The organism is Gulosibacter sp. 10 (genome assembly GCF_900163695.1).
In the GTDB taxonomy this organism is placed as follows: domain Bacteria; phylum Actinomycetota; class Actinomycetes; order Actinomycetales; family Microbacteriaceae; genus Gulosibacter.
Genome location: NZ_FUIC01000012.1, coordinates 87,952 through 114,408, shown reverse-complemented (window position 1 = coordinate 114,408; position 26,457 = coordinate 87,952). Strand labels below are relative to the sequence as shown.

Sequence of the window (26,457 nt, the reverse complement as noted above, 5' to 3'; positions counted from 1 at the left end):
TGCTCGCCGGGTCGAGGTCTGCGCGAGCGTCTTGCGCTCTTGCCGGGATGGTAGCACCGGAGCGGGCGATCAGGTCTCCTGCTGCGCCGTCTTGCGCCAGCGGATGCCGGCCGAGATGAACTCGTCGAGATCGCCGCCGAAGACCTTGTCGGGGTTGCCGGTCTCGAAGCCCGAGCGCAGGTCCTTGACCATCTTGTACGGGGCGAGCACGTACGAGCGCATCTGGTCGCCCCAGGAGGCGGTGATGGTGCCGGCGAGCTCCTTCTTCTTCGCCTCGTCCTGCTCGCGCTGCAGCAGCAGCAGGCGCGACTGGAGCACGCGCATGGCGGCGGCGCGGTTCTGGATCTGCGATTTCTCGTTCTGGCAGGAGACGACGGTGCCGGTCGGGAGGTGGGTGATGCGCACGGCGGAGTCGGTGGTGTTCACCGACTGGCCGCCGGGGCCGGAGGAGCGGTACACGTCCACGCGGATGTCGTTCTCGGGGATCTCGATGTGGTCGGTCTGCTCGATGAGCGGCACGACCTCGACCGCGGCGAAGCTCGTCTCGCGCGAGCCGGCCGAGTTGAACGGGCTCATCCGCACGAGGCGGTGGGTGCCCGCCTCGATCGAGAGCGTGCCGAACGCGTAGGGCTCGTCGATCTCGATCGTGGCCGACTTGATGCCGGCCTGCTCGGCGTAGGAGGTGTCGAGCACGGTGGTCTTGTAGCCCTGGTGCTCGGCCCAGCGCAGGTACATGCGCAGGAGCATCTCGGCGAAGTCGGCGGCGTCCACGCCGCCCGCGCCGGCGCGGATGGTCATGACGGCCGGCCGCGGATCGAACTCGCCGTCGAGCAGCGTCTGCACCTCCATGTCGCCGATGACCTTGGCGATGGCCTCGAGCTCCTGACGGGCCTCCGCCGCGGTGTCCTCGTCGTCGGCCTCCTTGGCCAGCTCGACGAGCACCTCGAGGTCGTCGAGCCGCTCCTCGATCGAGCGGATGCGCTTGAGATCGGCCTGCGCGTGCGAGAGGGCGCTGGTGACCTGCTGCGCGCGCTCGGGGTCGTCCCAGAGGTCGGGGGCGGATGCGCGCTGCTCGAGTTCGCCGATCGACCGCTCGAGCGCCTCGGGGTCCAGCACCTGTCGGATATCGGCGAACGTGGACCGCAGCTGGGCGATGTCTTCGGAGATTTCGAGGTTGATCATGATCCCAATAGCCTACCCGGGGCGGTGCCGGTCGAGCTGCGCGGCCCGAACGTCGGACGCCGGCGTGCCTCTGCGGAGCGCTCCGGGATCGCGGCCGGGATGCCCCTGGCGAGCAGTCCGCCCACGAGGAGGAGGGCGAGGCCCGCGAGGAGGGTGGCCGCCACGATCTGCCCGGCGGGGAGGGCTCCCCCGTCGGCGAGGAAGTTGATCGCCCCGACCGGCACCGCGTGGGCGAGCGCCGCGGGCCAGATGCTCCCGAACCGGACGGCGAGGGCGCTGAGGAAGATGCCGAGCCCGAAGAGCGCCGCCGTGGTGGCCGCGGCCACGGCCCACGGGAACGCGCCCTGGGCCGCCATCGCCGCGTGCAGGGGCACGTGGAACAGCACCCAGATCGCGGAGACCCCGGCCGAGGCACGCCAGAAGCCGCCCCGGCGGAAGGCGTGCTGGAGGAATCCGCGCCAGGCGATCTCCTCGCCCGCCGTGCTGAGGACGAACAGCAGCCCGAGCGGCACGGCGAGGGCGATGGCCTGGCCGATGAAGGCCCAGGACTGCAGCTCGATCTGCATGACCCGGGCGAAGAAGTAGGCCGTCGCGGCGTAGGTCGCCGCGAGCGCCACCGCGCCGAGCAGGCTCCCGAGCACGAGTCGCGGCCAGCTGCCGGGGAGGACGCCGAGGCGCGCGCGGAGGCCGCCCGGCAGCGCATAGGCCTTGATGACGAGGATCGCGAGGAGGCCGGGTATCCAGCGGCCGACGAGGACGAGCCATTCGGGGATGGGGATGTCGAGGACGAGGAAGGCGCCGGAGACGAGCGCGATGGCCGCGAGCGCGAGCTCGACGAAGGTCCATGCGGCCCGGCGCTCGAGCCGGGCGGAGGGCATCGCAGGCGTCGTCGCCTGCGCTGATGCGGTTCGTGCGGTATCCATGATTGGAACGCTAGTCAGCGGCCGGCGGATTCTCGCGCGTTCTCGCGCGGTCTCCGGATGCCCCCGGCGGAGTCTCCGGAAAACCCCCGGGGTGGGCTCCGGGAGGGGTCCGCCGGGCCCCGCTCGTGCCGGGCTCACTCCAGCCGGGCGCGGGCGCTGACCTGGACCTCCACCGGCACCGAGACCGGCAGGAGCGCTCCGCCGGCCGCGGGGCGCCACTCCCCCGACAGCGTGAGGGTGACCTCGTCGCCGCGCACCTCGAACGCGAGGATCTCGACCTCGCCGGAGGTCGTGCGATCGAGGTGCTGCTGCGCGGCGAGCAGCGCCGCGTCCCGGTCGAGCACCACGGCCGGCGGCCCGTCCGAGGTCTCGATGTCGCGGATGTCGTAGGTGCCCGCGGCCGCGAGCGCCGCGGCATCCGCGTGCGTGTAGAGCTGCTTGCGCTCGAGGTAGAGGTCGGCGGCGCCGAAGAGCAGCAGGGCGGCGGCGAGCGCGATGACGGTGTAGACGAGTGCCAGCGGGGCGATCGAGCCGTGCTCCTCGGCGAGACGACGGCGCAGGGCTGGGCGGGCCGGGGAGTGCCGGTCGCCGGTGCGCGGGTGCAGAACGCCCGGGTGCAGGACGCTCGGGTTCGGGTCGGCGGGCGTCATCCGAACGGCTCCCTCGGGAAGGTGGCGCTCGCCTCGACGGGCAGCGCGAGGCCGGACTCGCCGGGAAGCAGCGGAAGCACCACCTCGACGCGCACCGTGAGCGTGAGTGCGTCGCCGTGCACCGCGCAGTCCGGGTTGGGGCTGCAGCGCATCGTGATCTCGGCCGCCTCGGGGTCGATGCCCTGGTCGTGCAGGGCCCACGCGATCTGCTGCGCCGTGCCGGGGTCGTCGGGTTGCGGCACCGCCTGGCTCACGAGCGTCCGGGCGCCGTTGCGCGCGGCCGTCTCGGTGGCGAGCATCGCCTGCTCGAGCTGCGCGAGGGTGAGCATGCCGTACGCGATGGGCACGAGCAGCAGCACTCCGATGCCGAGGAACTCGAGCGTGGCCGAGCCCCGGGTATCGGAAAGTGCGCCGGATAGTCGTAGCGCGGCGCGGCGGATGCGCCATGCGATGCGGCGCATCCCGGCCGTTCGTGCGCTCCGCGCCGTCGGGGCCGGCTGCTCCACGGGCGCGCGCACCGGCCGCGCCTCCGCGCGCCGTTCATTCGACCGGGGCATGCGCCGCCACCTCCACGCCCTCGGGGAACCCCAGCAGTCCGATGAGCGGCAAGGGGGCGCGCACCGTGACGGTCACGATCGCGTCGCCGCGGTCGACGCGGATGTCCTCGGCGTACTGCGGCGAGACGGCGGCGGAGATCAGCGCCTCGGTGCGCAGCAGGCCGTCGGCCTCGACCGCCCCGTCCAGGCCCGCCGCGCGGGCGCCCTCCCCGGCGGCGTCGATCAGGGTGGCGCGGATGTGCAGCGCGAAGCCGATCTGCAGCACCGTGAGGAAGAGCAGCGTCAGCAGCCCGGCGACGAGCGCCCACTCGAGCGTCGCGCTGCCGCGCTCATCCGCCGGGACTCGCCGACCGCGCTGCGGCGCGAGACCCGCGGCGACGCCGTTCGGGGGACCGGGCATCGTCAGAAGTTGGCGGTCACGCGGTCGATGGCCGACTGGAAGACGTCCGAGAGCAGCGGGCCCGCGAGCGTCCACAGCAGGATCACGAGGCCCGCGGACATCAGCGCCACGAGGACCCAGCCGGGGACATCGCCGCGGTCGTCGCGGAGCCGGTCGTGACGGAGCAGCGCCGCGCCGCTCGCGCGGGCGCGGCGCAGGAGCGGCCGCGGGTCGATCGATTCGATGCCGCTTCGGAGTCGGTCGGGGATGCGCATGTCGAGCCTTTCTCGGGGGTGGTCCGGGGTCAGAACGTGGTGGAGAGGACGAAGAAGGAGGGATACACCGCGAACAGGACGGTTACGGGGAGGACGAGCAGCACGATCGGGATCATCATCCGGATCTCGGAGCGCCCGGACTGCTCGAGCAGATCGCGCTTGGCGAGATCGCGGGCGTCCTGCGCCTGGGCGCGGAGCACCTCGACGAGCGGGGCGCCGCGCTCGATCGCGGTCACGAGGTGGTCGAGCGTGCGCGTGAGCGGGGTGTAGCCCAGCTCCCGGCCGAGATCTCGGAGCGCGACGGTCACGGGCGTGCCGGCGCGCACGCGCACGACCGCCCCGCCGAGCTCCCGGGACAGCTCGCTCCGCCCCATCCGGCTCACCCGCATGAGCCCGTCCACGACGCCTTCGCCGGCGGCGAGCGACAGCGCGAGGAATTCGAGCACGGTGGGGTACTCGCCGGCGATCCGGCGGATGCGGCTCGCCGCCGCACGGCGCAGCAGGAGATCGCGGATCGCGACCGCGAGCGCCGCGCACATGATCGGCAGCAGCACGGCCGCGAGCAGGTGCTGCGCCGAGCCCCGCAGCAGGGCCGCCGAGCCGATGAGGCCGAGCAGGGCCCCGATGAGGGCCCAGACCGCCTGCTCCGTGCGGAACCGCTCGAGCGTCTGCGCGCTGCCCGCCTGGCGGAGGCGGGAGCGGACGAGGTCGTTGCCACCGACGAGCTCCCCGAGCACGGAGCGGATGCCCGCGATGAGCGGGCTCACGAGCGTGCCGAGCACCGGCAGCGGATCCACGGCGGGGCGCTTCGCGTGCGCGCGGGCCTCCTGGGAGATGTCGACGAGGAAGGGCGCGACGCGATCGGCGAGCCGCGGGCGGGCGAGTCGGGGCGCCGCCGCGACGAGCGCCCAGAGCCCGATGCCGAGCATCGTGCCGAGAAGCGCGGCGAGGCCGAGCTGCGGATTCATGCGAACCACCGGCCTTCCTCGCGCAGTCGCCCCAGCGCCATCATGAGGCGGTAGGCCACGAGCGTGACGCCGAGGCCGACGAGGATCACCGTCATGCCGCCCGCGGTGTTGTAGGCCGCGGCGGCCTCCGGGCGTGTGGCGAGCATGACGAGCACCACCCACGGCGCGACGACGCCGAGCCGTGCGGCGCCGCGCACCCAGCTCTGCCTCGCCTCCGCCTCGTGGCGCACGGCCTGCTCCTCCCGGAGGAAGCCGGAGAACGCCCGCAGCACCCCGACGAGCTCGGTGCCGCCGACCTCGCGCGCCATGCGGAGCGTCTCGAGCAGGCGGTCGGCGACCGGATCGGCGAATCGCTCCTTGGCCTCGTCCACGGCGAGGTCGAAGGAGCCGGTGGCGCGGTAGTGGGCGGTGAAGGTGCGCATGTCCTCGCGCAGCGGCTCCGGGCCGGAGCGGCCGAGCTGCTCGATCGCGTCCGGCAGCCCGAGCCCGGAGCGCACCGACGCGATGAGGTGGTCGACGACGTCGGGCCAGTGGGCGCGGTTCGAGCGGCGGCGCTGCGCCGAACGGAGCCGGACGAGGGCGAACGCGCTCCACACGCCGACGAGGAGCCCGAGGCAGCCGAGCACGAGGATGCCGGTGGCGAGCAGGGCCGCGGCGCCGACGATCGCGCCCACGACGAGGGCGATGGCGAGGAACGCGCCCGCGGGAACCCGCTCGAGACCGGCGCGCGTGAGGTCTTCGCGGAGACGCCGGCCGATCCGGTGCTCGACCGGGCGCGCCGCGGCCGTCGCGGGCCGGAGCAGGGCGAGGAGGATGGTGGCGACGCCTGCCCCCGCGAGGAGTCCGAGCAGGAACGCGGTCACCATTGCGGCACCAGCAGCGGCATCGGGTCGAGGCCCCGACGGCGGTACTTCTCGAGCCGGGGCGGCTGCACGCCGCTCGCGACGAGTTCGCCGTGGGGCCGGGAGAAGAGCGTCGAGGCCTCGATCACGCCGGCGTGCACGGCGCCGGTCGGGGCGAGGATCTCGGCCACCCGGCGGCGGCCCGAGGGCAGGGATTCGAGGTGGACGACCAGGTCGACGGCGCTCGCGATGGTGGGCACCACGAAGCCCGCGTCGATGTTGCGGCCGGCCAGCAGGGGCAGCGTGGAGAGCTTGACGAGCGCGTCGCGCGCCGAGTTCGCGTGGATCGTGCACATGCCGGGCAGCCCCGAGTTGAGGGCGATGAGCAGCTCGAGCGCCTCGGCCTCCCGCACCTCGCCGACCACGAGGCGGTCCGGGCGCATCCGCAGCGCCTCCTTGACCAGGCGCCGGAGGGAGATCTCCCCCGCTCCCTCGAGCGACGGCTGGCGGCACTGCATCGAGACGACGTCGCGTGCGACGAGGTCGATCTCGAAGGTCTCCTCGACGGTGACGATGCGCTCGCCCGCGGGCGCGGCGGCGAGCAGGGCGCCCGCGAGCGTGGTCTTGCCCGTGTGGGTCGCGCCCGAGATCAGGCAGTTCGCGCCCGCGCGGATCGCGCAGCGCAGGAACGCCGCGGCCTGCTCGGTCAGCGACTCCCGCTCGACGAGCGCGGCGAGGTCGCGGATGCGGCGGGCGAACTTCCGGATGTTGATGGCCGGATGCTGCCGCGAGATGTCGGGGATGACGACGTGCAGGCGGGAGCCGTCCGGGAGCGAGGCGTCGACGAACGGGCTCGACACGTCGACCCGGCGACCGGTGGAGAGCAGCATGCGGTCCACGAGCGCGCGCAGCTCGACCTCCGGGATCACCGTGTTCGTGAGCTCGGCGACGCCGTTGCGGGCCACGAACACGCGGGAGGGCGCGTTGACCCAGATCTCCTCGATCTCCGGATCGTCGAGATAGGGCTGCAGCGCGCCGAAGCCCGTGACCTGCGCGAGCACGGCCGCGACGGCCTGCTGCTCGTCGTCGATCTGCGGCAGCCCGTTCGCGAGCGCGTGCTCCGCGTAGGCGCGGACCTCGGTGCGCACGATGCCGTCGGCGCGATCGGCGCCAGCGACGAGTTCGATGCGCTCGCGGAGCACGCGCTCCCGCACTCTCGAGGTGATGGCTGATACGGCTTGGGTCACGAACCGAATCATGACCGGAATCGCGAAATGCCGGAAAAGTTATCCACACCCCGGCATATCCGCGCCCGAGGCGAATTCGGGTGCGATCAGCCGCAGGCCCAGTCGAAGACGTCGGTCTCGAGATCGAGCTGCGCCGCCCCGCCGCCGAAGTTCAGGCCGCCGAACTCGCCGAACTCGAGATAGTACGGGCTCAGCCCCTCGGGCAGGGCCTGGACCGGGAACGCCGTGCCGCCCAGGTGGTCGAACTTCCAGAGCGCGTCGGCCCACGGCTTCACCGCGAACGGGTCGCTCTCGAAGCGCAGCTCGTAGCCGTCCGCGCCGGACTCGTTCGGCGCGAGCCCCGCGTTGGGATCCTCCCGGTCGGCGAGCCACGCCGTCTCGTGCTCGACGGGCGTATCCCACGCGTTCGGCCCCTCGTCGTCGTCGCCGTGCTCGCCCTCGCGGCGCACGTCCTCGGGCGGCGGGGTCGGCCCGCCGCGGAACTCCTCCGCGGTGAGCCAGATGAACGCGAACTGGCCGTCGATGACGTCCTCGCGCCGCTCGAGCATGGGGTGCTCGCGGGCCTCGGCCCACTGGCGCAGGAACGGGTCCCCGGACTCCGCATCGGGGCGGCTCTCCTCGTCCTCCTCCGCGAACTGCCCCTCGCCCTGGAAGAAGGCGATCGCCGGGTAGTCCGGCCCCCGGCGACGGTACTCCTCGGGCAGCTCGATCGTGAACGCGTGCAGCATCGGCAGGCCGGTCAGCGGACCCCGCGGCCACAGGGCGCGGTCGATCGCAGGGCCGTTCGTGCCGATCCAGCCGATCTCGCGAGCGTCGGCCGGGCGATCGGGGCGATCGCCGAAGAACAGGTTGTAGGCGGGGATGCGCGGAGCGGTCATGCGGGTTCCTCTCATTCGTCGGATGAGCGGAGGATAGGCGATGCGCCGGGCGGGAACCCGAGAACGTCCAGCCGCTAGACTGTGCGCTGTCGCGGGAGTGGTGGAATCGGTAGACACGCAGGATTTAGGTTCCTGTGCTTTCGAGCGTGAGGGTTCAAGTCCCTTCTCCCGCACGAATTCCACGGCCCCGGATTCTTCGCCGACGCGAGGAGCTCGGGGCCGTGCCTCCTTCCCCCTCTGCCTCGCAACCCGTCGCAGCTCCTCCTCGCGCCCCTCCTGCCGCGCACCCGCTCGAGCCGGCGGCCCGCGTCGGCGCAGCACTGCGCCATCCCCGCAGCACGGGCGCTTGCACCTCGGTGAACAGTCGTTTACCTTGGTGAACATGCGTTCACCAACCAGCGGGGAATCCTCGGACCTCAACACCCGCGCGCGCATCCGCGCGGCCGCCATCCGCTGCTTCGGCGAGGAGGGGTTCGACGTCGGCATGCGCGCGATCGCCGCCGAGGCCGGGGTCAGCCCGGCCTCGATCATCAAGCACTTCGGCTCGAAGGAGCGGCTGCGGGCCGAATGCGACGAGCGCGTGTTCGGGCAGATCTTCGACCTCAAGCGCGACTCCGTCGCGGACCCCTCCAACCCCGCGGTCTTCCTCGCCCAGCTCGACCGCATGGCCGAGTACACGCCGCTGGTCACCTACGTCCTGCGCAGCCTGCTCGCCGGCGGCGACTACGCGCGCAGGTTCATCGAGCAGACGGTGGCCGACACCCTCGAGTACTTCGCGCTCGGCGTCGAGGCGGGCACCATCCGCCCGAGCCGCGATGAGACCGCCCGCGCCCGCTACCTCGTCATGAGCTCCTTCGGCGCGCTGCTGCTCGAGCTCTCCCTCGACCACGCCAACGACCTCTCGCGGTTCGGCCCCACGTGGGAGCGGTACGGCGAGCAGATCACCCTGCCCGTCCTCGAGCTCTTCACCGAGGGGCTCCTCGCCGACCGGGCCATGCTCGACGCGTACCTCGAGCACCGCGGCGAGCCCGACGCATCCTGACCGGCCGCGCGCGACCGCACCGCGGCGCGCGGCACCCCACCGAAAGGCCCCAGATGTCGACCCGACCGCACCCCGCCCACGCGACCCCCGCGATCCGCGTCGCCGGGCTCCGCAAGCGCTTCGGCGGCTTCACCGCCCTCGACGGCCTCGATCTCGTCGTGGAGCGCGGCGAGGTCCACGGCCTGCTCGGCCCCAACGGCGCGGGCAAGTCCACCACGATCCGCGTCCTGCTCGGCCTCATCCGCGCCGACGCCGGCGAGACCCGGCTCCTCGACGGCGACCCCTGGCGCGACGCAGTGGCGCTGCACCGCCGGCTCGCATACGTGCCGGGCGATGTCGAGCTCTGGCCGAACCTCACCGGCGGCGAGGCCATCGACCTGCTCGGCCGGCTCCACGGCGGTCTCGACGAAGCCAGGCGCGATCGGCTGATCGAGCGCTTCCAGCTCGACCCCGCCAAAAAGGGCGGCGCCTATTCCAAGGGCAACCGGCAGAAGGTGGCGCTGGTCGCCGCGCTCGCCTCCGACCCGGAGCTGCTGATCCTCGACGAGCCCACCTCGGGCCTCGACCCCCTCATGGAGGTCGTATTCCAGGAGACCGTGGCCGAGGCCCGCGACGCGGGCGCCACGGTGCTGCTGTCGAGCCACATCCTGGCGCAGGTCGAATCCCTCGCCGACCGCATCTCCATCATCCGCGCCGGCCGCACCGTCGAGACCGGCACCCTCGCCGAGCTGCGGCACCTCACCCGCACGACCGTGGAGGCGCTCACCCGGGATTCCGCGGCGGGGCTCGCCGAGCTGCAGGGCGTCCACGGCCTCGAGGCCGAGGGCGACCGGGTGCGCTTCGAGGTGGACGGCGAGCACCTCGACGCCGCGATCGAACGCCTCGCGCCGCTGGGCGTCCGCTCGCTGGTGGCGCATCCGCCGACGCTCGAGCAGCTGCTCATGCGCTACTACGGGGAGGATGCCGCATGACCGCCCTCGCCGGCACGGGCCCCCTCCTGCGCTTCCTGCTGCGCCGGGAGCGGCTCCGACTCGTCATCTGGGCCGCGTCGCTCGGACTCGCGATGCTCATGCTCGTCTACGCCCTGCCGGAGATCGCGCCTGCCCAACCGGACCTCGCCGCGATGGCGGCGCTCTACGCCGACCCGGTGGGCCGAGTGCTGATCGGCCCGGGCTACGGCGTCGAGCACCCGACCTACTCGGGCGTGCTCGCGAACGTCTACGGCCTCTACCTGCTGGTCCCGGCGGCCCTCATGTCGATCCTCCTCGTCGCCCGTCACACCCGCGGCGAGGAGCAGTCCGGCCGCGCCGATCTCATCCGCGCCGGCGCGGTCGGCCGGTCGAGCACGCTCGTCTCGACCCTGCTGCTCGCGCTGATCGTGAACCTCCTCGTCGCGGCCGCCGTGACCGCGGCCATGCTCGTCGGCGAGCCCGGCGAACCCGGCGCGGCGCTGCTCTTCGGCGCGGGCCTCGCCGCCACCGGGATGGTCTTCGGAGGCATCGCCGCGATCGCCGTGCAGCTCGCCGCCACCTCGGGCGCGGCCGCGGGCATCGCCGGCGCGGCGCTCGGCGCGGCCTTCCTGCTGCGCGCGGCCGGCGATCTCGCCGAGCCGGGCGGCAGCGCGCTCTCCTGGGCCTCGCCGCTCGGCTGGGCGCAGCAGACCGCGCCCTACGTGCTCGACCGCTGGTGGCCGCTCGCCCTGTCCCTCGGCCTCGCGGCGCTCCTCTGGGCGGCGGGCCTCGCGCTCGGCGCCCGGCGCGACCTCGGCGCGAGCCTCATCGCGCCCCGACCGGGCCCGCGGCACGGCGGCGCCGCGCTGCGCGGCCCCCTCGGCCTCGGCTGGCGCATCCAGCGCGGCGGCATCCGCGCCTGGACGATCGCCCTCGCCCTCACCGGCCTCGTCTTCGGCGCCTACGCGCAGTCGCTGCTCGACGCCGCGGCGGACCTCCCGCCCGAGGTGCTCGCGATGCTCGGCAGCGACGACATCCTCGACGGCTTCTTCGGCGTCCTCGCGGTGTTCCTCGCCGTGCTCGCGTCCGCCTACGCGATCGGCGCCGTGCAGGGGATGCGTCGCGAGGAGTCCGCGGGGCGGCTCGACCCGGTGCTCGCCGCCGGGGTGGGACGGCTCCGCTGGTACGGCGCGAATCTGCTCCTCACCGCGCTCGCCGCCGCGGCGATGCTCCTGCTCGGCGGGCTCGCGACCGGGCTCGGCGCGTGGGCCGTCACCGACGACCCGGGGCTCGTCCCCTCGCTGCTCGCCGCCCACGCGAACCAGGTGCCGGCGCTGCTGTGCGCGCTCGCGCTCGGAGCGGCGCTGCTCGGCGCGCTGCCGCGGCTGATCGGCCTCGCGTGGCTCCCGGTCGCCTACGGCATCTTCGCGGTCGCGTTCGCGGGGATGCTCGAGCTGCCGGAGTGGGCCGAGGCGCTCTCCCCGTACTCCGCGCTCGCGGCGCTCCCGGCGGAGGCGTTCGAGCCCCTGCCCGCGCTGGCGCTCGCCGGGATCGCCGCCGCGCTCCTCGCCGTGGGCGCCTGGCGGTTCCGCCGGCGCGATCTCGGCTAGCGGACGCGCCCGACGCGAGACCGGGTCAGAGGCGGAGCCCGGTCCGCAGCCGCGGCACGAGCGCGTCGAAGGCGCGGCGGCGATGGCTCGTCGCGTCCTTCTCGGCCGGCGCGAGCTCGGCGGCCGAGCGGTCCGAGCCGTCCGGGAGGAAGATCGGGTCGTAGCCGAAACCGCCCTCGCCCCGCCGCTCGCGCAGGATCGTGCCGTGCCACTCCCCCGTCACCGCGTCCTCGAAGCGCCCCGGCACCACGAGCGCCGCGGCCGCCACGAACCGCGCCGCGCGCGCGTAGTCGGGCACATCGCCGAGCTGCCACAGCAGCAGGTCCACGTTCTCGGCGTCGCTGCGCCCCGGGCCGGACCACCGCGCCGAGAAGATGCCGGGCATGCCGCCCAGCGCCTCCACCGAGATGCCCGAGTCGTCGGCGATCGCGGGCAGACCGGTCGCCCGCGCCGCGGCCCGCGCCTTGATGAGCGCGTTCTCGGCGAAGCTCAGCCCCGTCTCGGCCGGAGCGGGGCCGTCGTAGCCCTCGAGCCGGATGCCGGGCAGCGCCGGCTCCAGGATGCGGCGCAGCTCGACGAGCTTGTGCTCGTTCTTCGACGCGAGGACGACGCGCCCGTCGGCCGCCTCTCCGCTCACTGCGAGAGCACCTTCGACTGGATGCGCGCGAGGTCGGCGTTGCCCTTGATCGCCAGCGCGAGCAGCTCGTTGAGCTCCGCGCCGTCGAAGGGCTCGTTCTCCGCGGTGCCCTGCACCTCGACGAACTTCCCGGTGCCCGTCATCACGACGTTCATGTCGGTGTCGGCCCGCACGTCCTCCTCGTAGGGCAGGTCGAGCATCGGCACGCCGCCGACGATGCCCACCGAGATCGCCGAGACCGACTGCTTGAGCACCTCGGCCTTCTTCGGGATGTGCTTCTCTCGACGCGCCCACTCGATCGCGTCGGCCAGCGCCACGAAGGCGCCGGTGATCGCCGCGGTGCGCGTGCCCCCGTCGGCCTGCAGCACGTCGCAGTCGAGCACGATCGTGTTCTCGCCCAGCGCCCTCGTATCGATCGCCGCGCGCAGCGAGCGGCCGATCAGGCGCGAGATCTCGTGGGTCCTGCCGCCGAGCTTGCCCTTGACCGACTCGCGCTGCGAGCGCTCGTTCGTGGCGCGCGGGAGCATCGCGTACTCGGCCGTGACCCAGCCGGTGCCCTTGCCGGTGAGCCAGCGCGGCACGCCCGGCGTGAACGAGGCCGTGCACAGCACGCGCGTGCGGCCGAAGGCGATGAGCGCCGAGCCCTCGGCCTGCTCGCTCCAGCCTCGTTCGATCGAGACCGGGCGCAGCTCGTCGAGCTCGCGGCCGTCTGCACGGGTGGTCGTCATTCGCAGTCCCCTAACTGTTCGGGTGGAGCGGCTTCTCGCGAAGCGGCGTGGTGTCGTGCGCGCCCCCGCGGATCTGCGGGATCCTGCCGGTGCGCAGCTGTTCGACGTGGCGGATGTCCGAACCGAGGAAGCGATTCGCCAGCGTCATGAAGGCGTCGGTGTTCGCGCCCGTCCCCCGATAACTGTACGCCGCGGGGACGGCCCCGTCGTTGAGCAGCCCCTCCGTGGCGAGCGTGCGGTAGACGTCCTTCGCCGTCTCCACGTCGCTCGAGACCAGCGTGACGTCGGGCCCCATCACGTAGCCGATGACGCCCTTGAGGAACGGGTAGTGGGTGCAGCCGAGCACGACCGTGTCGACCTCGGCCTCCTGCAGCGGCCGGAGGTACGCCTCCGCGAGCGCCACGAGCTCGGGGCTCGTCGTGTCGCCGCGCTCGACGAAGTCGACGAACGTGGGGCACGCGCGCGCCGTGATCTGGAGGTCGATCGCGGCCGCGAAGGCGTCCTGATAGGCGCGGGAGCCGATCGTCGCCTCGGTGCCGATCACCCCGACCCTGCCGGAGTGCGTGGAACGGACGGCCGTCCGGACCGCCGGGGCGATGACCTCGACGACCGGGACGTCGTAGCGCTCGCGCGCGTCGCGGAGCATCGCCGCCGAGGCGGTGTTGCACGCGATCACGAGCATCTTGACGCCCTCCTCGACGAGCTCGTCGAGGATCTCGAGGGAGTACCGCCGCACCTGCGCGATCGACTTGGAGCCGTACGGGGTGTGCTTGGTGTCGCCCACGTAGGAGATAGATTCGCGCGGCAGCTGCGCCCGCACCTCGCGCGCGACGGTGAGACCGCCGACCCCGGAGTCGAAGATGCCAATCGGTGCGCTGCTCACGATGTCCGATCCTATCCCCGTCCGCATCGTTACACTTGTGCGCATGACGCAGGATGCCCCCGAGACCGCGCCCTCGATGCGCCCGGCCACCGCCCCGTCCACCGCGCTGCTCACCGACCACTACGAGCTGACGATGCTCGACGCGGCCCTGCAGGACGGCACCGCGCACCGCGAATGCGTGTTCGAGCTCTTCGCGCGGAAGCTGCCGAACGACCGGCGCTACGGGATCTCGGCCGGGATCGGGCGCGCCCTCGAGCTGCTCGAGCACTTCCGGTTCACCGAGCCGGAGCTCGAGTTCCTCGTCGGGCAGCGCGTGGTCTCCGAGGACACCGCGGACTGGCTCGCCGACTACCGCTTCTCCGGCACCATCCGCGGCTACCGCGAGGGCGAGGTCTACTTCCCGCAGTCCCCGCTGCTCGAGGTCCGCTCCTCCTTCGCCGAGGGCGTGATCCTCGAGACGATGCTGCTGAGCATCTTCAACTACGACTCGGCCGTCGCCTCCGCCGCGGCGCGGATGGTCTCCGCCGCCGAGGGCCGGCCCCTCGCCGAGATGGGCTCGCGCCGCACGGGCGAGCGGAGCGCCGTGGCCGCCGCCCGCGCCGCCTACATCGCCGGGTTCTCGGCCACCTCGAACCTCGAGGCCGGACGCACCTGGGGCGTGCCGACGATGGGCACCGCCGCCCACGCGTGGACGCTGCTGCACGAGGACGAGCGCGAGGCCTTCGCCGCGCAGGTCGCCGCCCTCGGCACCGATACGACGCTGCTCGTCGACACCTACGACGTGCAGCGCGGCGTGCGGAACGCGGTCGAGGCGGGCGGGCTCGACCTCGGCGGCGTGCGCCTCGACTCGGGCGACCTGCCCGTGCTGGTCCGCGAGGTCCGGGCCCAGCTCGACGAGCTGGGGGCGAGGCGCACGCGGATCACCGTCACGAACGACCTCGACGAGTACGCGATCGCCGCTCTCGCCGCCTCCCCCGTGGACGCCTACGGCGTCGGCACGAGCGTGGTCACCGGCTCCGGCTCGGTCGCCTCCGGCATGGTCTACAAGCTCGTCGCGCGCAAGGACGACCGGGGCGACTGGGTTCCCGTCGCCAAGGCCTCGCCCGGCAAGGCCTCGGTGGGCGGCCTCAAGTACCCCGTCCGCCGGCGCAGTGCGCACGGCACCGCCACGGGCGAGCTCATCTCGGTGGGCGGCCTGCCCGTGGGCGACGAGGACGACCGGCCGCTGTACGTCGACTTCGTCGTCGACGGCGCCGTGGACCGCACGTGGACGGGCCCCGAGGGCGTTCGGCTCGCGCGCGAGCACCGCGCCTCGGCCGTCGCCGAGCTGCCGCGCACCGCGATGCGCCTGGGCCGCGGCGAGCCCGCGATCGGCACCTACTACATCGACGAGCGGGGCGCGACCACCCGGGTCTGAAGGCCCCGGGCGAACGGGCCTACTTCATCCGCTCGTAGATCTTCTTGCAGTCCGGGCAGATCGGGAAGCGGTCCGGGTTGGAGTTCGGCAGCCACTTCTTGCCGCACAGCGCCCGCACCGGCTTGCCGGTCACCGCCGACTCGAGGATCTTCTCCTTGCGCACGTAGTGCGAGAACTTGTCGTGATCGCCGTCGTCGACCTGCTCGTCCTCCAGCAGCTGCTCGAGTTCGCGGTCGAGCACGTCCGTGCCGCCGGCGGGCGAATCGTTGCCTGGGTTCATCGTCGTGTCGAAGGGAGCCATGGGCCCATTCTACGGCGATCCCCGGCGGCGGGCCGCGGCCGGGCTAGTAGCTCTGGGCGAATTCGAGGAGTTTCCACCCGCGGCGGGTGAAGACCCGGCCGCCGATGAACAGCCCCGCGGCCGCGAGCACCGCCCCGATACCGATGCCGGCGCCCAGCACGCCCCATGCGAGGGCCCAATCGCCGTCCCGGACCGCCAGCAGCCCGAGCCAGATGGCCGGCGCGCACAGCGCGATCTCGACGAGGCCGGCCACGGGGTGCGCGACGAGCGCGGCGCCCCAGCTCCGCAGCGGCTGCGAGAAGGGCGACTCCCCCGGGCGCGCGACCGGGTAGGGCCGCCACGCCGACATGATCGACGAGCCGCCCGCCGTGGTGCCGAGCAGTGCCAGGCCCACGCCGATCACGACGACCGCGTCGAGCTCGCGGCTCGTGAACCACCCCGTGACGACGCCGCCGAGCAGGATGACGATCACGCCGAGGAGGAGGGTCGGGATCGCGCGGCCGAACCGGTCGACCACGCCGCGCATGCCGCTCGTGACGTGGATCCACAGGGCCGTCGAGTCGTAGGCGGTGTCGTTGTGCAGCGCCCAGCCCAGCAGGAACGCGAAGACCGGGACGGGCAGGAGCGAGAGCCATTCGAGCCCGAGCCCGCCCACCGCGATGGGGATGACGAACACCAGCGGCATGAGGATCACCGTGGTGAGCACCACGGCGTAGCGGCCGTCCCGCAGCCACGCGAGCCAGATCCGCAGGGCGATCGCGCGCGGCCCCGAGGAGGTGGCGCTGCGGAACAGCCCCAGCCGCGTCGCGCCGCCCGGGCTCACGGCCCGCATCGCGCGGCGCGCGGCGCGGGCGCCGAGCGCGAACTCGAGCAGGCCCAGCAGCAGCACGAGCGCGACCACCGGCAGGATCGACACGAGCGGGCTCGACGCCGTGTCGACGAACAGCACGCTCGCGGGCGGCGCCCACGGGATGGACCCGGAAACCGCCTCGCCGGCCGCGTCCAGCGCGTCCTGCCAGGGCAGGAACAGCAGCCAGAACACGAGCGGGGGCGCGATCAGCAGCAGGCAGTAGCTCGCGAGCATCGCGAACTCGTGCCCCCAGCGCCGCCCGCTCACGCCGCGGCCGACGCGCACGCCGAGCCGGGCGGCCAGCCACCACACGAGCCAGATGAGCACCACGGCCGCGGCCTGCAGCCAGGGCGCGTCCTCGGTCATCGAGGTGAGCACGGTGGCCGCCGAGAGCAGCAGCAGCGCGAGGGAGGCGGGGGTCAGCAGGCTCGCCAGCAGCGTGCCGGAGGAGGCCGCCCCCGGGGTTCGGCCCGCGAAGACGACGGCGCGCTCGTCGAGCGGGTCCGCCGCGTGCGTGAGCGCCCCCGTTCCGAACGAGCCCACCGCGAGCACGAGCACGAGCGCGCCGCGCAGCAGCCGGTCGGTGGTGTCGGCGGCCTCGCCGGAGAACCGGAGCGCGACCGCGACGAGCACGGCACCGAACAGCAGCACCGCGAGCCCCGCCCACGCGCTCGAGGCGACCTGCGCCCGGCGCGAGAACGACTGGGCGACGCTCCGCCAGCTCAGCCGAACGAGATGTCGAGCCAATCCAAGCCCTCCGTCTCTTCCGGGCCGCGCACGATGTGGCGGAAGCGCTCCTCCAGGGTCAGTTCGCCGCGGACCTCGTCGACCGTGCCGTCGGCGATGAGCTGGCCGTCGACGAGCACCGCCACGTGGTCGCACACGCGCTGCACGAAGTCCATCGAGTGGCTCGACAGCAGCACGGTGCCGCCCCGGCTCGTGAACTGCTCGAGCACCTCGATGATGGTGCCCGCCGAGACGGGGTCGATCGCGTCGAGCGGCTCGTCGAGCACGAGCAGCTCGGGGTTGTGGATGAGGGCGGCGGCGAGGCCGACCTTCTTGCGCAGGCCCGAGGAGTAGTCGACCACGAGGCGGTTCGAGTGATCGCGCAGTCCGAAGGTGTCGAGCAGGCTCTCGACGCGCTCGCGCACCTGCTCCGAGCCGAGCCCGCGGATGGCGCCGACGTAGGCGAGGTACTGGGCGCCGGTGAGCTGCTCGAACATCCGCAGCCGGTCTGGCAGCGAGCCGATGCGGCTCTGCGCCGCGCTGCGGTTCTTCCACACGTCGATGTCGAGCACCTCGATGCGCCCGCGGGTGGGCGGCAGCAGGCCGGTGATCATCGAGAGCGTCGTGGTCTTGCCGGCGCCGTTGGGGCCGACGATGCTGGCGAAGGAGCCGCGCGCGACGGTGTAGCTGACGTCGTCGACCGCCTTGCGGCTGCCGAACTGCTTGGTCAGGCCGGAGATCCGCAGCGCGATGTCGCCCTCCTGCGGCGCGTCCTGCCGCCCGTCGAGCGCCGCCGGCTGCTCGTCCGGAGCCTCCGGCTGCTCGTGCTCGGGCTCGGGCTGTGCGTCGTCGTTCGGGGATGCTGCGTCAGTCACGGATTCCGCCTCGGTGTCCATTCCGCCAACGGTAGCAAGAACGCGCGACGGGAGAGCCCGATGCCGTCGCCGCCGCCGGAGGACGGCGGCGATCGTTACGCCACACCGTAGCGGCGCAGCTCGAGGGCGGGGTTCTGCCGCCGGACGTTCGCGATGGTCTGGGCGTCCAGCCAGGCCACGGCCACGCCGACCTCGCTGCCGAGCGCCGACACCTCGATGCCCCGCGGATCGACGATGGCCGAGCGGCCCACCCCGATCGGCGCCGGGTGATCGGCGGCGACCACGTACGCGGTGTTCTCGATCGCGCGCGCCTGCAGCAGCGTGGTCCAGTGATGCTCCTTGAGCGGCCCCCGCACCCACTCGGCGGGCACCGCGAGCACGTCCGCGCCGGCGTCGACCAGCCGGCGGCTCACCTCCGGGAAGCGCAGGTCGTAGCAGGTCTGCAGCCCGATGCGGAAGGGGCCGCCGTCCACCACGACCGGCGCGGCATCCGCATCCCCCGCCTGCAGCCACTCGCTCTCGCCCGCGCCGAACGCGTCGTAGAGGTGCACCTTGCGGTAGCTGCCGAGCAGCCGTCCCTCGGGGCCGACCGCGAACACCGTGTTGTAGGGCTTGCCGTCCGGCTCCTCGGAGCGCTCGAGCAGGCTCGCGATGATCGTGATGCCGAGCTCCGCGGTCAGCTGCGAGACGCCGGCCACGAAGGGGCCGTCGAGCGGCTCCGCGTGCTCGCGCATCCACTCCCCCGGCTCCTTGTCGAACGCTGCCGCGTACTCGGGCGCCACGAGGATCGTCGCGCCGCGCGAGACCGCAAGCGCGGCGTGCTCGCCCAGGGTCTCGAGGTTCTCGACGCGGTCCAGCGTCGGTGCGAACTGGCTGACGGCGCAGGCGATGAATTCGGACATCCGGACAGGATACGCGGCTCGGCCGGGCATGGCACGCCCGCCTGCTTGTCGCCGTTGATTTTGCGCGCTAGCGTCAGTGTCGGGTGATGCGCGGGGCATCGTGATCGAGAGGAATACCCATGCCGAAATACGCCGTTCTCATGCGATACGAAGTGGTGACCGGGCTCGTGGTCGAGGCCGACAGCAAGGACGAGGCGGTGGAGCTCGCCACGCAGTACGAGGAGGCCGTGCACGACTCGGCCGTCGACGTCGAGCGCATCGGCCTGTCGGCCCGCATCTGGGGCGGCGGCACGGTGGATGTCGAGGCCGCCGACGACGCGGACGACGCCGAGGACCTCATCGACGAGTGGATCGACGAGCTCGAGGACCTCGACGATCTCGAGCTCGACTCGGACGAGGACTTCGACGAGGAGCCGGACGACGACGAGCGCTAGCCGCGCATCCGACGACGCGGGGCGCCCCATGGATGGGGCGCCCCGCGTTCGTCTTGGGCCGACCGCCGCTCAGCCGAGCATGGACTTGTCGGAGACCACCGCCCCCTTGATGCTCGCGAACCGGTCGAGCAGCTCCTCGACCGTGACCTTGGCCTTCTCCTCGGGCCCGAGCTCGTAGATGATCTCGCCCTCGTGCATCATGATGAGCCGGTTGCCGAGCTCGATGGCCTGGGCCATGTTGTGCGTGATCATGAGCGTCGTGAGGTTCGAGTCCCGCACGACCTTCTCGGTGAGCTGGGTCACGTGCGCGGCGCGCTGCGGGTCGAGCGCGGCGGTGTGCTCGTCGAGCAGCAGGATGCTGGGCTGCGTGAACGCGGCCATGAGCAGCGACATCGCCTGCCGCTGGCCGCCCGAGAGCAGGCCGACGCGGGCGCCGAGCCGGTTCTCCAGCCCGAGGCCGAGCATCTCGAGCTGCTCCTTGAAGAAGGCCCGCCGCTTCTGGTCGAGTCCCAGCCGCAGCCCTCGGGGCTTGCCACGCCGGAGCGCGAGCGCGAGGTTCTGCTCGATGGTGAGGTCCGGGGCGGTGCCCGCCATCGGGTCCTGGAACACGCGCCCGTAGAACCGCGCCCGCTTGTAGTCGGGCATGCGCCGTACGGGCACGCCGTCGATGACGATCTCGCCGCGGTCGATCTTGAGCCGCCCGGTGATCGCGTTGAGGAGGGTCGACTTGCCCGCGCCGTTCGAGCCGATCACGGTGACGAAGTCGCCCGCCCGCATGTCGAGGCTGAGGTCCACGAGCGCGCGGCGCTCGTTCACCGTGCCCGGGAAGAAGGTCTTCGAGACGTTCTTGAGTTCGAGCATTATCGCGTCCCTCCTGCGGTCGCCGGCACGGGCTCCTCATCGGGCTGCGGCGGCTCGGCTCCCTTGCTCCCGGGTCTGATCGCCTGCGTGAGCCACTTCCCGATGCCGAAGCGCGGCAGCAGCAGGGCGATGATGACGATGATCGCGGTGATGAGCTTCATGTCGTTCGGGTTGAGGCCGCCGTAGTTGAGCGCGACGAAGATGATCAGCCGGTACAGCACCGCGCCGACGATCACGCCGAGGGTCGCGAGCCACACCCGGTTCTTGCCGAAGAAGGCCTGGCCGATGATCACCGACGCGAGGCCGATGAGGATGAGGCCGACGCCCATCGAGATGTCAGCGAAGCCCTGGTACTGGGCGACGAGCGAGCCGCCCGCGGCGACCAGCCCGTTCGAGAGCGCGAGGCCGAGGATCTTCTGGTTGTCGGTGTTGGCCCCGAGCGAGCGGATCATCTGCTCGTTGTTGCCGGTGGCCTGGAGCGCGATGCCGCGGTCGGTGGCGAGGAACCAGTCGATGATGAGCTTCAGCACGAGCACGCCGACGAACAGCAGCACCGGGCCCGCCCAGCTGCCGATGACCGGCATGGGGTTTCCCGCGCTGTTCTGGGCGAAGCTGAGGAACTCGGAGTCGCGCAGCGGCGTGAACACCGTCTCGGCGCGCAGCAGCGAGACGTTCGCGACGCCGGGGCTGGCGGTGTCCCAGTTCTGCCCGTCGTAGGTCGAGAACCCCATGATGCGGAGGTTCACCGACCACAGCGCGATCATCGTGAGGATGCCCGCGAGCAGGCCGTCGATGCGGCCCTTGGTGTGCAGCAGGCCCGTGATGCAGCCGGCCAGCATCCCGGCCGCGAAGGCGATCGCGGTCGCCAGCACGGGGTTGTAGCCGAGCGAGATGAGGGTGGCCCCCACCGCCCCGCCCGTGGTGAAGCTGCCGTCCACCGTGAGGTCCGGGAAATTGAGCACGCGGAACGTGAGATACACGCCGAGTGCGACGACGGCATAGATGATGCCGAGTTCGAGCGCGCCGATCATGGCTGCGTCCTTCCTTCGCTATCGCCGAGCACCCGCCCCCGCGCTCGTGGCGGCCGGGCGCGGGTGCTCGGCGGAGGTGCTACTCGATGACGGTGTCGGCGCGGTCGATGACCTCCTGCGCCAACTCGACACCCTGGGCTTCGGCCGCCGTCGGCGAGACGAAGAGCTCGAACTCCGTCTGCTGCTCGACCGGCATCGTCGCCGGGTCGGCGTCCTCGGTGAGGATGCGGATGGCCATCTCGCCGGTCTGGTGCCCGAGCTTCTCGTAGTTGAGGCCCAGCGTGCCGATCGCGCCGCGCTCGACGGTCGCCGTGTCGCCCGCGAAGAGCGGGATCTGGTTCTGCTCCGAGTGCTGCACGACCGTCTCGAAGCCCGAGACGACCATGTTGTCGGTCGGCACGTAGATGGCGTCCACGTCGCCGAGCGACTGCAGCGCCGTCGGGATCTCGTTGACGGCGGTGATCGTCGCCTCCTTGACCTCGATGCCGAGCTCGGAGGCCTTCTCCTTGGCCAGCTCCACCTGGACGGCGGAGTTCACCTCGCCCGAGGAGTAGACGATGCCGATCGACTCCGCGTCGGGGACGATCTCCTGCGCGAGCTCGATCTGCTCGGCGACCGGGTTGAGGTCGGTCGTGCCGGTCACGTTCGCGCCGGGCGCCTCGGCGTCGGCGACGAGGTCGGCCTCGACCGGGTCCGTGACGGCCGTGAACAGCACCGGGCGGTCCGCGATGGCCTGCGCCGCGGCCTGCGCCGCAGGCGTGCCGACCGAGAGCACGAGGTCGATGTTCGCGTCCGACGCGAAGGTGTTGGCGATCGTCACCGCGGTGGACTGCTCGCCGTTCGCGTTCTGCACGTCGAAGTCGACGTCGAGGCCCGCGTCTTCGAAGGCCTGCTGGAAGCCGGCGGTCGCCGCGTCGAGCGCCGGATGCTGGACGAGCTGCGAGATGCCGATCGTGTAGCTTTCGCCCTCGCCGCCGGAGGCGTCGGGCGAGCCGCCGCCGTTCGCGCATCCGGCCAGTACCAGCGCACTCGAGGCGAGCAGGGCGATGCCGCCGAGAGTCTTGGGGGTGCGCTTCATTTGGACTCCTTTGTCAACAATGATTGGTTCCCTCGCATTGGGAAGTAAGAGTGAAACTAGCAGGGTGCTGGCGTTACTGCCTAGGGGGTTGTACATTCTTACAACGCTCATCCCGATTTCAAGTACAACGGAGTACTTATCCCATGGATCGTCTCGACTACCGAATCATCGCCCTGTTCACCCGCAAGCCGGGCACCAGCGTGCTGTCCGCGGCGCGTGAGCTCGGCGTCGCCCGCCCGACGATCCAGGCCCGCCTGAATCGGATGCGCGAACGCGGCCTCCTCCTTGATATTCTGCCGAAGCTCGCCGCCGAGCCGATGGGGTTCCCCGTGCAGGCGATGATGATGTTACAAATTGATCAACGCGTGGGGTACGCCGGTCTCCACGACGAGCTGCTCGACATCCCGGAGGTCATCGACTGCTCCACCATGGCCGGGCCGTGGGACATGCTGCTCCGCGTCGTGGCGCGCTCGAACTCCGATCTGCAGCGGGTGATCGACCAGATCGCCCGGCTCGACTCGGTCTCCCGGGTCTCGACCTCGATCGTGCTCCGCGACATCGCCCGCGACCGCATCCTGCCGCTCATGGACGCCGCCACCGCGGAGGCCGCCGAGGAGGGCTGACCGCGCCGGCGCGCGCCCACCGGTAACCGGGCGTTTCCACCTCGTTCACGGACGCGTGGTGGGCTGTTCCCCCGTCCAGAACCACGAGGAACAGCACGTGAAGCTCCGCGCCCCGCATCTCATCGGCATCGGCCTGCTCGTGGTCGGCATCGTCGCCGTCCTGGTCGTGCAGCTGACCGGTCTGGGGCGCGGCGCGCCCGGCGGCGGGCTCACCGCGGTGGAGGGCGTGGTCGGCTCCGAGAAGGCGGAGTTCTTCGCCGATCCGGAGGTGCAGGCGGTGTTCGCCGAGCACGGCTACGAGATCCGCGTCGGCACCTCGGGATCGTGGCGGATGGCCGAGCTCGACGGGATCGCCGAGCAGGACTTCGCCTTCCCGGCGTCCGAGATCTCCGCTCAGCACATCGTGGCGGCCCACGGCGACGCCGTCGTGTCCACGCACAAGCCCTTCTTCTCGCCGCTCGCGATCGCGACCTTCGAGCCCGTAGTGCAGCTGCTCGAGCGCAACGGGGCGGCCGAGCTGGACGGACAGGGCCGCTGGCAGGTGGACATGGCCGCGTACCTCGAGCTCGTCGCCGCGGACACCCGCTGGAACGAGCTCGACGGCGCCGACGGCCTCTACGACTCGCCCAGGAACGTGCTCATCACCTCGACCGACATCCGGACCTCGAACTCGGCGGGCATGTACCTGGCCCTCGCCTCCTACGTGCTGAACGGGGATGCCGTGGTGACGGACCGCGCCGCCGCCGCGGAGCATCTCGAGCTGCTCACCGAGCTGTTCGTCGCGCAGGGCTACTCCGGCGCGAGCTCGAGCGCCCCCTTCGACGACTACCTCTCGCAGGGCATGGGCGCGGCGCCGATGGTGATGGTCTACGAGGGCCAGTTCCTCGAGGAGCAGCTGCACGAGCGCTCGCGCATCCAGGAGGGCATGGTCCTCGCCTATCCGTCCCCCACGATCTTCTCGGTGCACACGGGCGTGACCTTCTCCGAGGAGGGCGAGGCGGTCATGCGGCTGCTCGAGACGGATCCCGAGCTCGCGACGCTGCTGGCGGAGCACGGCTTCCGGGCGCAGGGCCAGAACGCCGCGGCCTTCGGGGAGTTCCTCGACGCCGAGGGGATCGTCGACTACCCCGCCGCCTCGGAGTTCGTGCACGTCGCCGCCGAGCCGAGCTACGAGATGCAGGACTCCATGCTGCAGCAGATCGGCGCGGCCTACGACGTCTCCGGCGCGCCGCCGCCGGCGCCCGACGGGGATGTCGCCGCCCGCCCGGACGAGGACGAGGAGACCGCCCCGTGACCGCTCGCACTCCCCGCCGGGCCCTGCGCCGCGCCGGCGCCCTCCTCGCCGCCGCGATCGCCCTGCCGCTCGCCCTCGCGGGATGCTCCGCGACGGCCGCCGCGAGCACCCTCCACGTGCTCGCGGGGTCCGAGGTGCGCGACCTCGAGCCGCTGCTGGACGACATGGCCGCCGAGATCGGCGTCCAGCTCGAGTTCGAGTACATCGGCACCCTCGACGGCACCGAGGCGCTGCTCGCCGAGGAGGACCCGCGCTGGGACGCGATCTGGTTCCCCTCCAACCGCTATCTCTCGCTCTTCCCGGAGGGCGCCGACCTCGTCCAGGCGAGCGAGTCGATCATGCGCTCGCCCGTCGTCCTCGGGCTCAAGGCCGAGGCGGCCGACGCGCTCGGCTGGTCGGAGGAGGCGCCGCCGACCTGGCAGGAGGTCGTCGACGCCGTCGAGCGCGGAGCGCTCTCCTACGGGATGACGAGCCCCGTCTCCTCGAACTCGGGGTTCACCACCCTGGTCCAGCTCGCCACCGCGGTCTCGGGCACCGGCACGGTGCTCGAGGCCGAGGACGTCGCGGCCGCCGCCGGCCCGCTGCAGACCTTCGCCGAGGGCCAGGAGCTGGCCTCGGGCTCCTCGGGCTGGCTCGTGGATCGGTTCATGCAGGATCCGACGGCGGTGCACGGCATCTTCAACTACGAGTCCGTGCTCGAGGAAATCCGCGTGGACGGCGAGCCGCTCACGATCATCATCCCCTCGGACGGGGTCATCACGAGCGACTACCCGTTCTCGCTCCTCGCCGGGGCCGACGCGGAGACCGCCGAGCGCTACGACGCGGCGGTCGAGTACCTGATGCGGGAGGACGTCCAGGAGCGCATCGCCGAGGAGACCGGCCGCCGGACCACCGCCACGCCGCCGAGCATGGACGCGGGCGTCTTCGAGCTCCCCTTCCCCAACCGGCTCGACACGGTGCAGACGCTCCTCGAGACCTGGGTCGCCAACGTGAAGAAGCCCTCCAGCATGGTGTTCGCGATCGACACCTCGGGGTCGATGAGCGGAGACCGGATGGCGCAGCTCGACGAGGCGCTCGAGGTGCTCTCCGGGATCGGCGCCGAGGGCACCGGGGCCTTCCTGCGGCTGCAGCCGCGCGAGCGCATCACCTTCCTCGAGTTCGCCGACGCGATCAAGTCCGAGGAGACCTACGACCTGCCCGCCGATCCGGCCGCCCTCCAGGCGGCGCTCGAGGAGATCGACGGACATATCGACGGCTACGAGGCGGGCGGAGGCACCTCGATCTACGACACGCTCGCCGAGGCGTTCGCGATCTCGGCCGCCGGCGCCGGGAGCGGCACGATCTCGTCGATCGTGCTGTTCACCGACGGCGAGAGCAACGAGGGCATGGACGCCGCCGCCTTCGAGGACTGGTACGCGGAGTTCCTCGACGAGCATCCCGAGGCCGCGGGCATCCCGGTGTTCGCCGTGCAGTTCGGCGAGGCGAATCGCGCCGAGATGGAGCATATCGCGGCGCTCACGGGCGGGCGGCTCTTCGACGCCACCGCCGAGTCGCTCGCCGCGGCCTTCCGCGAGATCCGGGGCTATCTGTGAGCGGATGGGCGCTGCCGGCGTCCGTCGCGGCGGTCCTCGCGGCAGGGGCCGCGGCCGCGTGCATCCTCCTGCTCGGCATCGCCTGGCCGCTCGGCCTGGCCATCGGCGCCGCGGTCGGGGCCGGCGGCGGCCTGCTCATGCTGCCGACCGCGCCGCGTCCGCTCGAGGTCGCCGCCCCGGAGCCCACGACCGTCGCGGGCTCCCTCGACGCCGTGCAGCAGCGGTGCGCGGCGATGACGGCGGCGCTGCGGCGCCCGCAGAGCCGCCCGCTGTGGGCGGGCACGGACGTCGATGAGCGCCTCGCCGGGCTCGTCGACCGGGTGCGGACCCTCGGGCGGCTGCCGGAGCTCGGCGGACGGACCCGGCTCGACGGCGACGTGCGCATGCTCTATCAGATCGCCGCCGACTATCTGCCCGCCGTCGTGAATCTCGCGATCGACAACGACCGCATGCACAGCGCCTTCGCCGGCGCCCGTTCCCGGGAGCAGGTGGAGCGGAATGTACGGGATCTCGAGGAACAGGTCGCTATCCTCTCGGAAGTGCTGGATCGTATCGAGACGGACGTGGTCCGGGGTACGACGCAGTCGATCCAGGAGCACGAGGCGTTCCTCCGGCTCCGGTTCGAGCAGGCCGGCGCGACCCCGGTGCTCGATCTCACCGAACGGATCGATCCGGAGCACCCCTCCACCTGATCACCAGCCACCGCCACGACGGAATGAGAG

At 72.3% G+C, this 26,457-nt stretch carries 29 protein-coding genes and 1 tRNA gene; 10 read left to right on the top strand and 20 right to left on the bottom strand.

The window, feature by feature from the left end; translation table 11 throughout:
* Window positions 1-69: 69 nt before the first annotated feature.
* The 10 genes from prfB to FM112_RS05045 form a co-directional block, all read right to left on the bottom strand.
* Window positions 70-1,182 carry a peptide chain release factor 2 gene (gene prfB / locus FM112_RS05090; protein WP_087004454.1) on the bottom strand — a complete coding sequence of 371 codons (1,113 nt, stop codon included), beginning with the start codon at window positions 1,180-1,182 and terminating at the stop codon, window positions 70-72.
* Window positions 1,179-2,105, bottom strand: coding sequence for a CPBP family intramembrane glutamic endopeptidase (locus tag FM112_RS05085; protein WP_087004449.1), 927 nt, complete (start codon window positions 2,103-2,105; stop codon window positions 1,179-1,181). The genes prfB and FM112_RS05085 overlap by 4 nt, the downstream gene beginning before the upstream one ends.
* 134 nt (window positions 2,106-2,239) lie before the next feature.
* Window positions 2,240-2,755, bottom strand: a complete 516-nt coding sequence (locus tag FM112_RS05080) for a pilus assembly protein TadG-related protein (RefSeq protein WP_087004447.1) — start codon at window positions 2,753-2,755, stop codon at window positions 2,240-2,242.
* Window positions 2,752-3,312: a pilus assembly protein gene (locus FM112_RS05075; RefSeq protein ID WP_140400574.1), complete on the bottom strand. Its 561-nt coding sequence runs from the start codon at window positions 3,310-3,312 to the stop codon at window positions 2,752-2,754. The genes FM112_RS05080 and FM112_RS05075 overlap by 4 nt, the downstream gene beginning before the upstream one ends.
* On the bottom strand, window positions 3,296-3,712 hold the full coding sequence (locus FM112_RS05070; protein WP_087004442.1) for a TadE/TadG family type IV pilus assembly protein: 417 nt from the start codon (window positions 3,710-3,712) through the stop codon (window positions 3,296-3,298). Before FM112_RS05070 ends, FM112_RS05075 begins: the two co-directional genes overlap by 17 nt.
* Before the next feature lie 2 nt (window positions 3,713-3,714).
* Window positions 3,715-3,966, bottom strand: coding sequence for a hypothetical protein (locus FM112_RS05065; protein WP_254910386.1), 252 nt, complete (start codon window positions 3,964-3,966; stop codon window positions 3,715-3,717).
* Between the two features lie 29 nt (window positions 3,967-3,995).
* A complete protein-coding gene (locus FM112_RS05060) occupies window positions 3,996-4,934 on the bottom strand; it encodes a type II secretion system F family protein (RefSeq protein ID WP_087004439.1) in 939 nt (312 codons plus the stop codon).
* On the bottom strand, window positions 4,931-5,800 hold the full coding sequence (locus tag FM112_RS05055) for a type II secretion system F family protein (protein WP_087004435.1): 870 nt from the start codon (window positions 5,798-5,800) through the stop codon (window positions 4,931-4,933). The genes FM112_RS05060 and FM112_RS05055 overlap by 4 nt, the downstream gene beginning before the upstream one ends.
* Entirely contained in the window at window positions 5,794-7,023 is a 1,230-nt protein-coding gene (locus FM112_RS05050; RefSeq protein ID WP_254910385.1) for a CpaF family protein, read from the bottom strand. Before FM112_RS05050 ends, FM112_RS05055 begins: the two co-directional genes overlap by 7 nt.
* Window positions 7,024-7,109: 86 nt before the next feature.
* Window positions 7,110-7,901, bottom strand: coding sequence for a hypothetical protein (locus FM112_RS05045; protein ID WP_087004428.1), 792 nt, complete (start codon window positions 7,899-7,901; stop codon window positions 7,110-7,112).
* A gap of 91 nt (window positions 7,902-7,992) precedes the next feature.
* Between FM112_RS05045 and FM112_RS05040 the strand changes: the two genes are divergently transcribed.
* From FM112_RS05040 to FM112_RS05025, 4 genes are all read left to right on the top strand, one after another.
* A tRNA-Leu gene (locus tag FM112_RS05040) sits at window positions 7,993-8,074 on the top strand.
* Between the two features lie 209 nt (window positions 8,075-8,283).
* Window positions 8,284-8,943: a TetR/AcrR family transcriptional regulator gene (locus FM112_RS05035; RefSeq protein ID WP_087004679.1), complete on the top strand. Its 660-nt coding sequence runs from the start codon at window positions 8,284-8,286 to the stop codon at window positions 8,941-8,943.
* A gap of 53 nt (window positions 8,944-8,996) precedes the next feature.
* Entirely contained in the window at window positions 8,997-9,914 is a 918-nt protein-coding gene (locus FM112_RS05030) for an ABC transporter ATP-binding protein (protein ID WP_087004425.1), read from the top strand.
* Window positions 9,911-11,503: an ABC transporter permease gene (locus FM112_RS05025; protein WP_087004422.1), complete on the top strand. Its 1,593-nt coding sequence runs from the start codon at window positions 9,911-9,913 to the stop codon at window positions 11,501-11,503. The genes FM112_RS05030 and FM112_RS05025 overlap by 4 nt, the downstream gene beginning before the upstream one ends.
* A gap of 25 nt (window positions 11,504-11,528) precedes the next feature.
* Here FM112_RS05025 and rdgB read toward each other — a convergent pair whose 3' ends face one another.
* From rdgB to murI, 3 genes are read right to left on the bottom strand one after another with little or no spacing between them, the layout of a single operon-like run.
* Window positions 11,529-12,140 (bottom strand): RdgB/HAM1 family non-canonical purine NTP pyrophosphatase, encoded by a 612-nt coding sequence (gene rdgB / locus FM112_RS05020; protein ID WP_087004419.1) that lies wholly within the window; start codon window positions 12,138-12,140, stop codon window positions 11,529-11,531.
* Window positions 12,137-12,868 carry a ribonuclease PH gene (gene rph, locus FM112_RS05015; RefSeq protein ID WP_087004416.1) on the bottom strand — a complete coding sequence of 244 codons (732 nt, stop codon included), beginning with the start codon at window positions 12,866-12,868 and terminating at the stop codon, window positions 12,137-12,139. The genes rdgB and rph overlap by 4 nt, the downstream gene beginning before the upstream one ends.
* Window positions 12,869-12,878: 10 nt before the next feature.
* Window positions 12,879-13,751: a glutamate racemase gene (gene murI, locus FM112_RS05010; protein WP_087004413.1), complete on the bottom strand. Its 873-nt coding sequence runs from the start codon at window positions 13,749-13,751 to the stop codon at window positions 12,879-12,881.
* Window positions 13,752-13,794: 43 nt separating this feature from the next.
* Here murI and FM112_RS05005 point away from each other — a divergent pair, with 43 nt between their 5' ends.
* Window positions 13,795-15,168 (top strand): nicotinate phosphoribosyltransferase, encoded by a 1,374-nt coding sequence (locus tag FM112_RS05005; protein WP_254910384.1) that lies wholly within the window; start codon window positions 13,795-13,797, stop codon window positions 15,166-15,168.
* Between the two features lie 19 nt (window positions 15,169-15,187).
* Here the strand turns inward: FM112_RS05005 and FM112_RS05000 are convergent, their stop codons facing one another.
* From FM112_RS05000 to FM112_RS04985, 4 genes are all read right to left on the bottom strand, one after another.
* Window positions 15,188-15,469 carry a DUF3039 domain-containing protein gene (locus FM112_RS05000; protein WP_087004410.1) on the bottom strand — a complete coding sequence of 94 codons (282 nt, stop codon included), beginning with the start codon at window positions 15,467-15,469 and terminating at the stop codon, window positions 15,188-15,190.
* Between the two features lie 43 nt (window positions 15,470-15,512).
* Window positions 15,513-17,066 (bottom strand): hypothetical protein, encoded by a 1,554-nt coding sequence (locus tag FM112_RS04995; protein ID WP_087004407.1) that lies wholly within the window; start codon window positions 17,064-17,066, stop codon window positions 15,513-15,515.
* The gene (locus tag FM112_RS04990) at window positions 17,042-17,920 is read right to left on the bottom strand and encodes an ABC transporter ATP-binding protein (protein ID WP_254910383.1); all 879 of its coding nucleotides are present in this window, start codon (window positions 17,918-17,920) and stop codon (window positions 17,042-17,044) included. Before FM112_RS04990 ends, FM112_RS04995 begins: the two co-directional genes overlap by 25 nt.
* A gap of 95 nt (window positions 17,921-18,015) precedes the next feature.
* Window positions 18,016-18,822, bottom strand: coding sequence for a carbon-nitrogen hydrolase family protein (locus tag FM112_RS04985; RefSeq protein WP_087004402.1), 807 nt, complete (start codon window positions 18,820-18,822; stop codon window positions 18,016-18,018).
* A 140-nt stretch (window positions 18,823-18,962) separates the two neighbouring features.
* Between FM112_RS04985 and FM112_RS04980 the strand changes: the two genes are divergently transcribed.
* Window positions 18,963-19,256, top strand: a complete 294-nt coding sequence (locus tag FM112_RS04980; RefSeq protein WP_140400572.1) for a hypothetical protein — start codon at window positions 18,963-18,965, stop codon at window positions 19,254-19,256.
* Between the two features lie 69 nt (window positions 19,257-19,325).
* Here FM112_RS04980 and FM112_RS04975 read toward each other — a convergent pair whose 3' ends face one another.
* The 3 genes from FM112_RS04975 to FM112_RS04965 all read right to left on the bottom strand — a co-directional run bounded on the left by FM112_RS04975 (window position 19,326) and on the right by FM112_RS04965 (window position 22,226).
* A complete protein-coding gene (locus tag FM112_RS04975) occupies window positions 19,326-20,117 on the bottom strand; it encodes an ABC transporter ATP-binding protein (protein ID WP_087004397.1) in 792 nt (263 codons plus the stop codon).
* A complete protein-coding gene (locus tag FM112_RS04970) occupies window positions 20,117-21,148 on the bottom strand; it encodes an ABC transporter permease (protein WP_087004394.1) in 1,032 nt (343 codons plus the stop codon). Before FM112_RS04970 ends, FM112_RS04975 begins: the two co-directional genes overlap by 1 nt.
* Before the next feature lie 79 nt (window positions 21,149-21,227).
* Entirely contained in the window at window positions 21,228-22,226 is a 999-nt protein-coding gene (locus tag FM112_RS04965; protein ID WP_087004391.1) for an ABC transporter substrate-binding protein, read from the bottom strand.
* Between the two features lie 143 nt (window positions 22,227-22,369).
* On the opposite strand from FM112_RS04965, the gene FM112_RS04960 reads away from it, so the two are divergent.
* The 4 genes from FM112_RS04960 (at window position 22,370) to FM112_RS04945 (ending at window position 26,427) form a co-directional block, all read left to right on the top strand.
* Window positions 22,370-22,849, top strand: coding sequence for an Lrp/AsnC family transcriptional regulator (locus tag FM112_RS04960; RefSeq protein WP_087004388.1), 480 nt, complete (start codon window positions 22,370-22,372; stop codon window positions 22,847-22,849).
* 97 nt (window positions 22,850-22,946) lie between these two features.
* The gene (locus FM112_RS04955; RefSeq protein ID WP_087004385.1) at window positions 22,947-24,143 is read left to right on the top strand and encodes a hypothetical protein; all 1,197 of its coding nucleotides are present in this window, start codon (window positions 22,947-22,949) and stop codon (window positions 24,141-24,143) included.
* Window positions 24,140-25,735: a VWA domain-containing protein gene (locus FM112_RS04950; RefSeq protein WP_087004382.1), complete on the top strand. Its 1,596-nt coding sequence runs from the start codon at window positions 24,140-24,142 to the stop codon at window positions 25,733-25,735. The genes FM112_RS04955 and FM112_RS04950 overlap by 4 nt, the downstream gene beginning before the upstream one ends.
* Window positions 25,732-26,427: a hypothetical protein gene (locus FM112_RS04945; RefSeq protein WP_087004379.1), complete on the top strand. Its 696-nt coding sequence runs from the start codon at window positions 25,732-25,734 to the stop codon at window positions 26,425-26,427. Before FM112_RS04950 ends, FM112_RS04945 begins: the two co-directional genes overlap by 4 nt.
* The last annotated feature ends 30 nt before the right edge of the window (window positions 26,428-26,457 follow it).

Coding starts and splice junctions, on each gene's coding strand:
- prfB (WP_087004454.1), bottom strand. CDS start 1,182: ATGATCAACCTCGAAATCTCCGAAGACATCGCCCAGCTGCGGTCCACG.
- FM112_RS05085 (WP_087004449.1), bottom strand. CDS start 2,105: ATGGATACCGCACGAACCGCATCAGCGCAGGCGACGACGCCTGCGATG.
- FM112_RS05080 (WP_087004447.1), bottom strand. CDS start 2,755: ATGACGCCCGCCGACCCGAACCCGAGCGTCCTGCACCCGGGCGTTCTG.
- FM112_RS05075 (WP_140400574.1), bottom strand. CDS start 3,312: ATGCCCCGGTCGAATGAACGGCGCGCGGAGGCGCGGCCGGTGCGCGCG.
- FM112_RS05070 (WP_087004442.1), bottom strand. CDS start 3,712: ATGCCCGGTCCCCCGAACGGCGTCGCCGCGGGTCTCGCGCCGCAGCGC.
- FM112_RS05065 (WP_254910386.1), bottom strand. CDS start 3,966: ATGCGCATCCCCGACCGACTCCGAAGCGGCATCGAATCGATCGACCCG.
- FM112_RS05060 (WP_087004439.1), bottom strand. CDS start 4,934: ATGAATCCGCAGCTCGGCCTCGCCGCGCTTCTCGGCACGATGCTCGGC.
- FM112_RS05055 (WP_087004435.1), bottom strand. CDS start 5,800: ATGGTGACCGCGTTCCTGCTCGGACTCCTCGCGGGGGCAGGCGTCGCC.
- FM112_RS05045 (WP_087004428.1), bottom strand. CDS start 7,901: ATGACCGCTCCGCGCATCCCCGCCTACAACCTGTTCTTCGGCGATCGC.
- FM112_RS05035 (WP_087004679.1), top strand. CDS start 8,284: ATGCGTTCACCAACCAGCGGGGAATCCTCGGACCTCAACACCCGCGCG.
- FM112_RS05030 (WP_087004425.1), top strand. CDS start 8,997: ATGTCGACCCGACCGCACCCCGCCCACGCGACCCCCGCGATCCGCGTC.
- FM112_RS05025 (WP_087004422.1), top strand. CDS start 9,911: ATGACCGCCCTCGCCGGCACGGGCCCCCTCCTGCGCTTCCTGCTGCGC.
- rph (WP_087004416.1), bottom strand. CDS start 12,868: ATGACGACCACCCGTGCAGACGGCCGCGAGCTCGACGAGCTGCGCCCG.
- FM112_RS05005 (WP_254910384.1), top strand. CDS start 13,795: ATGACGCAGGATGCCCCCGAGACCGCGCCCTCGATGCGCCCGGCCACC.
- FM112_RS05000 (WP_087004410.1), bottom strand. CDS start 15,469: ATGGCTCCCTTCGACACGACGATGAACCCAGGCAACGATTCGCCCGCC.
- FM112_RS04985 (WP_087004402.1), bottom strand. CDS start 18,822: ATGTCCGAATTCATCGCCTGCGCCGTCAGCCAGTTCGCACCGACGCTG.
- FM112_RS04980 (WP_140400572.1), top strand. CDS start 18,963: ATGCGATACGAAGTGGTGACCGGGCTCGTGGTCGAGGCCGACAGCAAG.
- FM112_RS04975 (WP_087004397.1), bottom strand. CDS start 20,117: ATGCTCGAACTCAAGAACGTCTCGAAGACCTTCTTCCCGGGCACGGTG.
- FM112_RS04970 (WP_087004394.1), bottom strand. CDS start 21,148: ATGATCGGCGCGCTCGAACTCGGCATCATCTATGCCGTCGTCGCACTC.
- FM112_RS04965 (WP_087004391.1), bottom strand. CDS start 22,226: ATGAAGCGCACCCCCAAGACTCTCGGCGGCATCGCCCTGCTCGCCTCG.
- FM112_RS04960 (WP_087004388.1), top strand. CDS start 22,370: ATGGATCGTCTCGACTACCGAATCATCGCCCTGTTCACCCGCAAGCCG.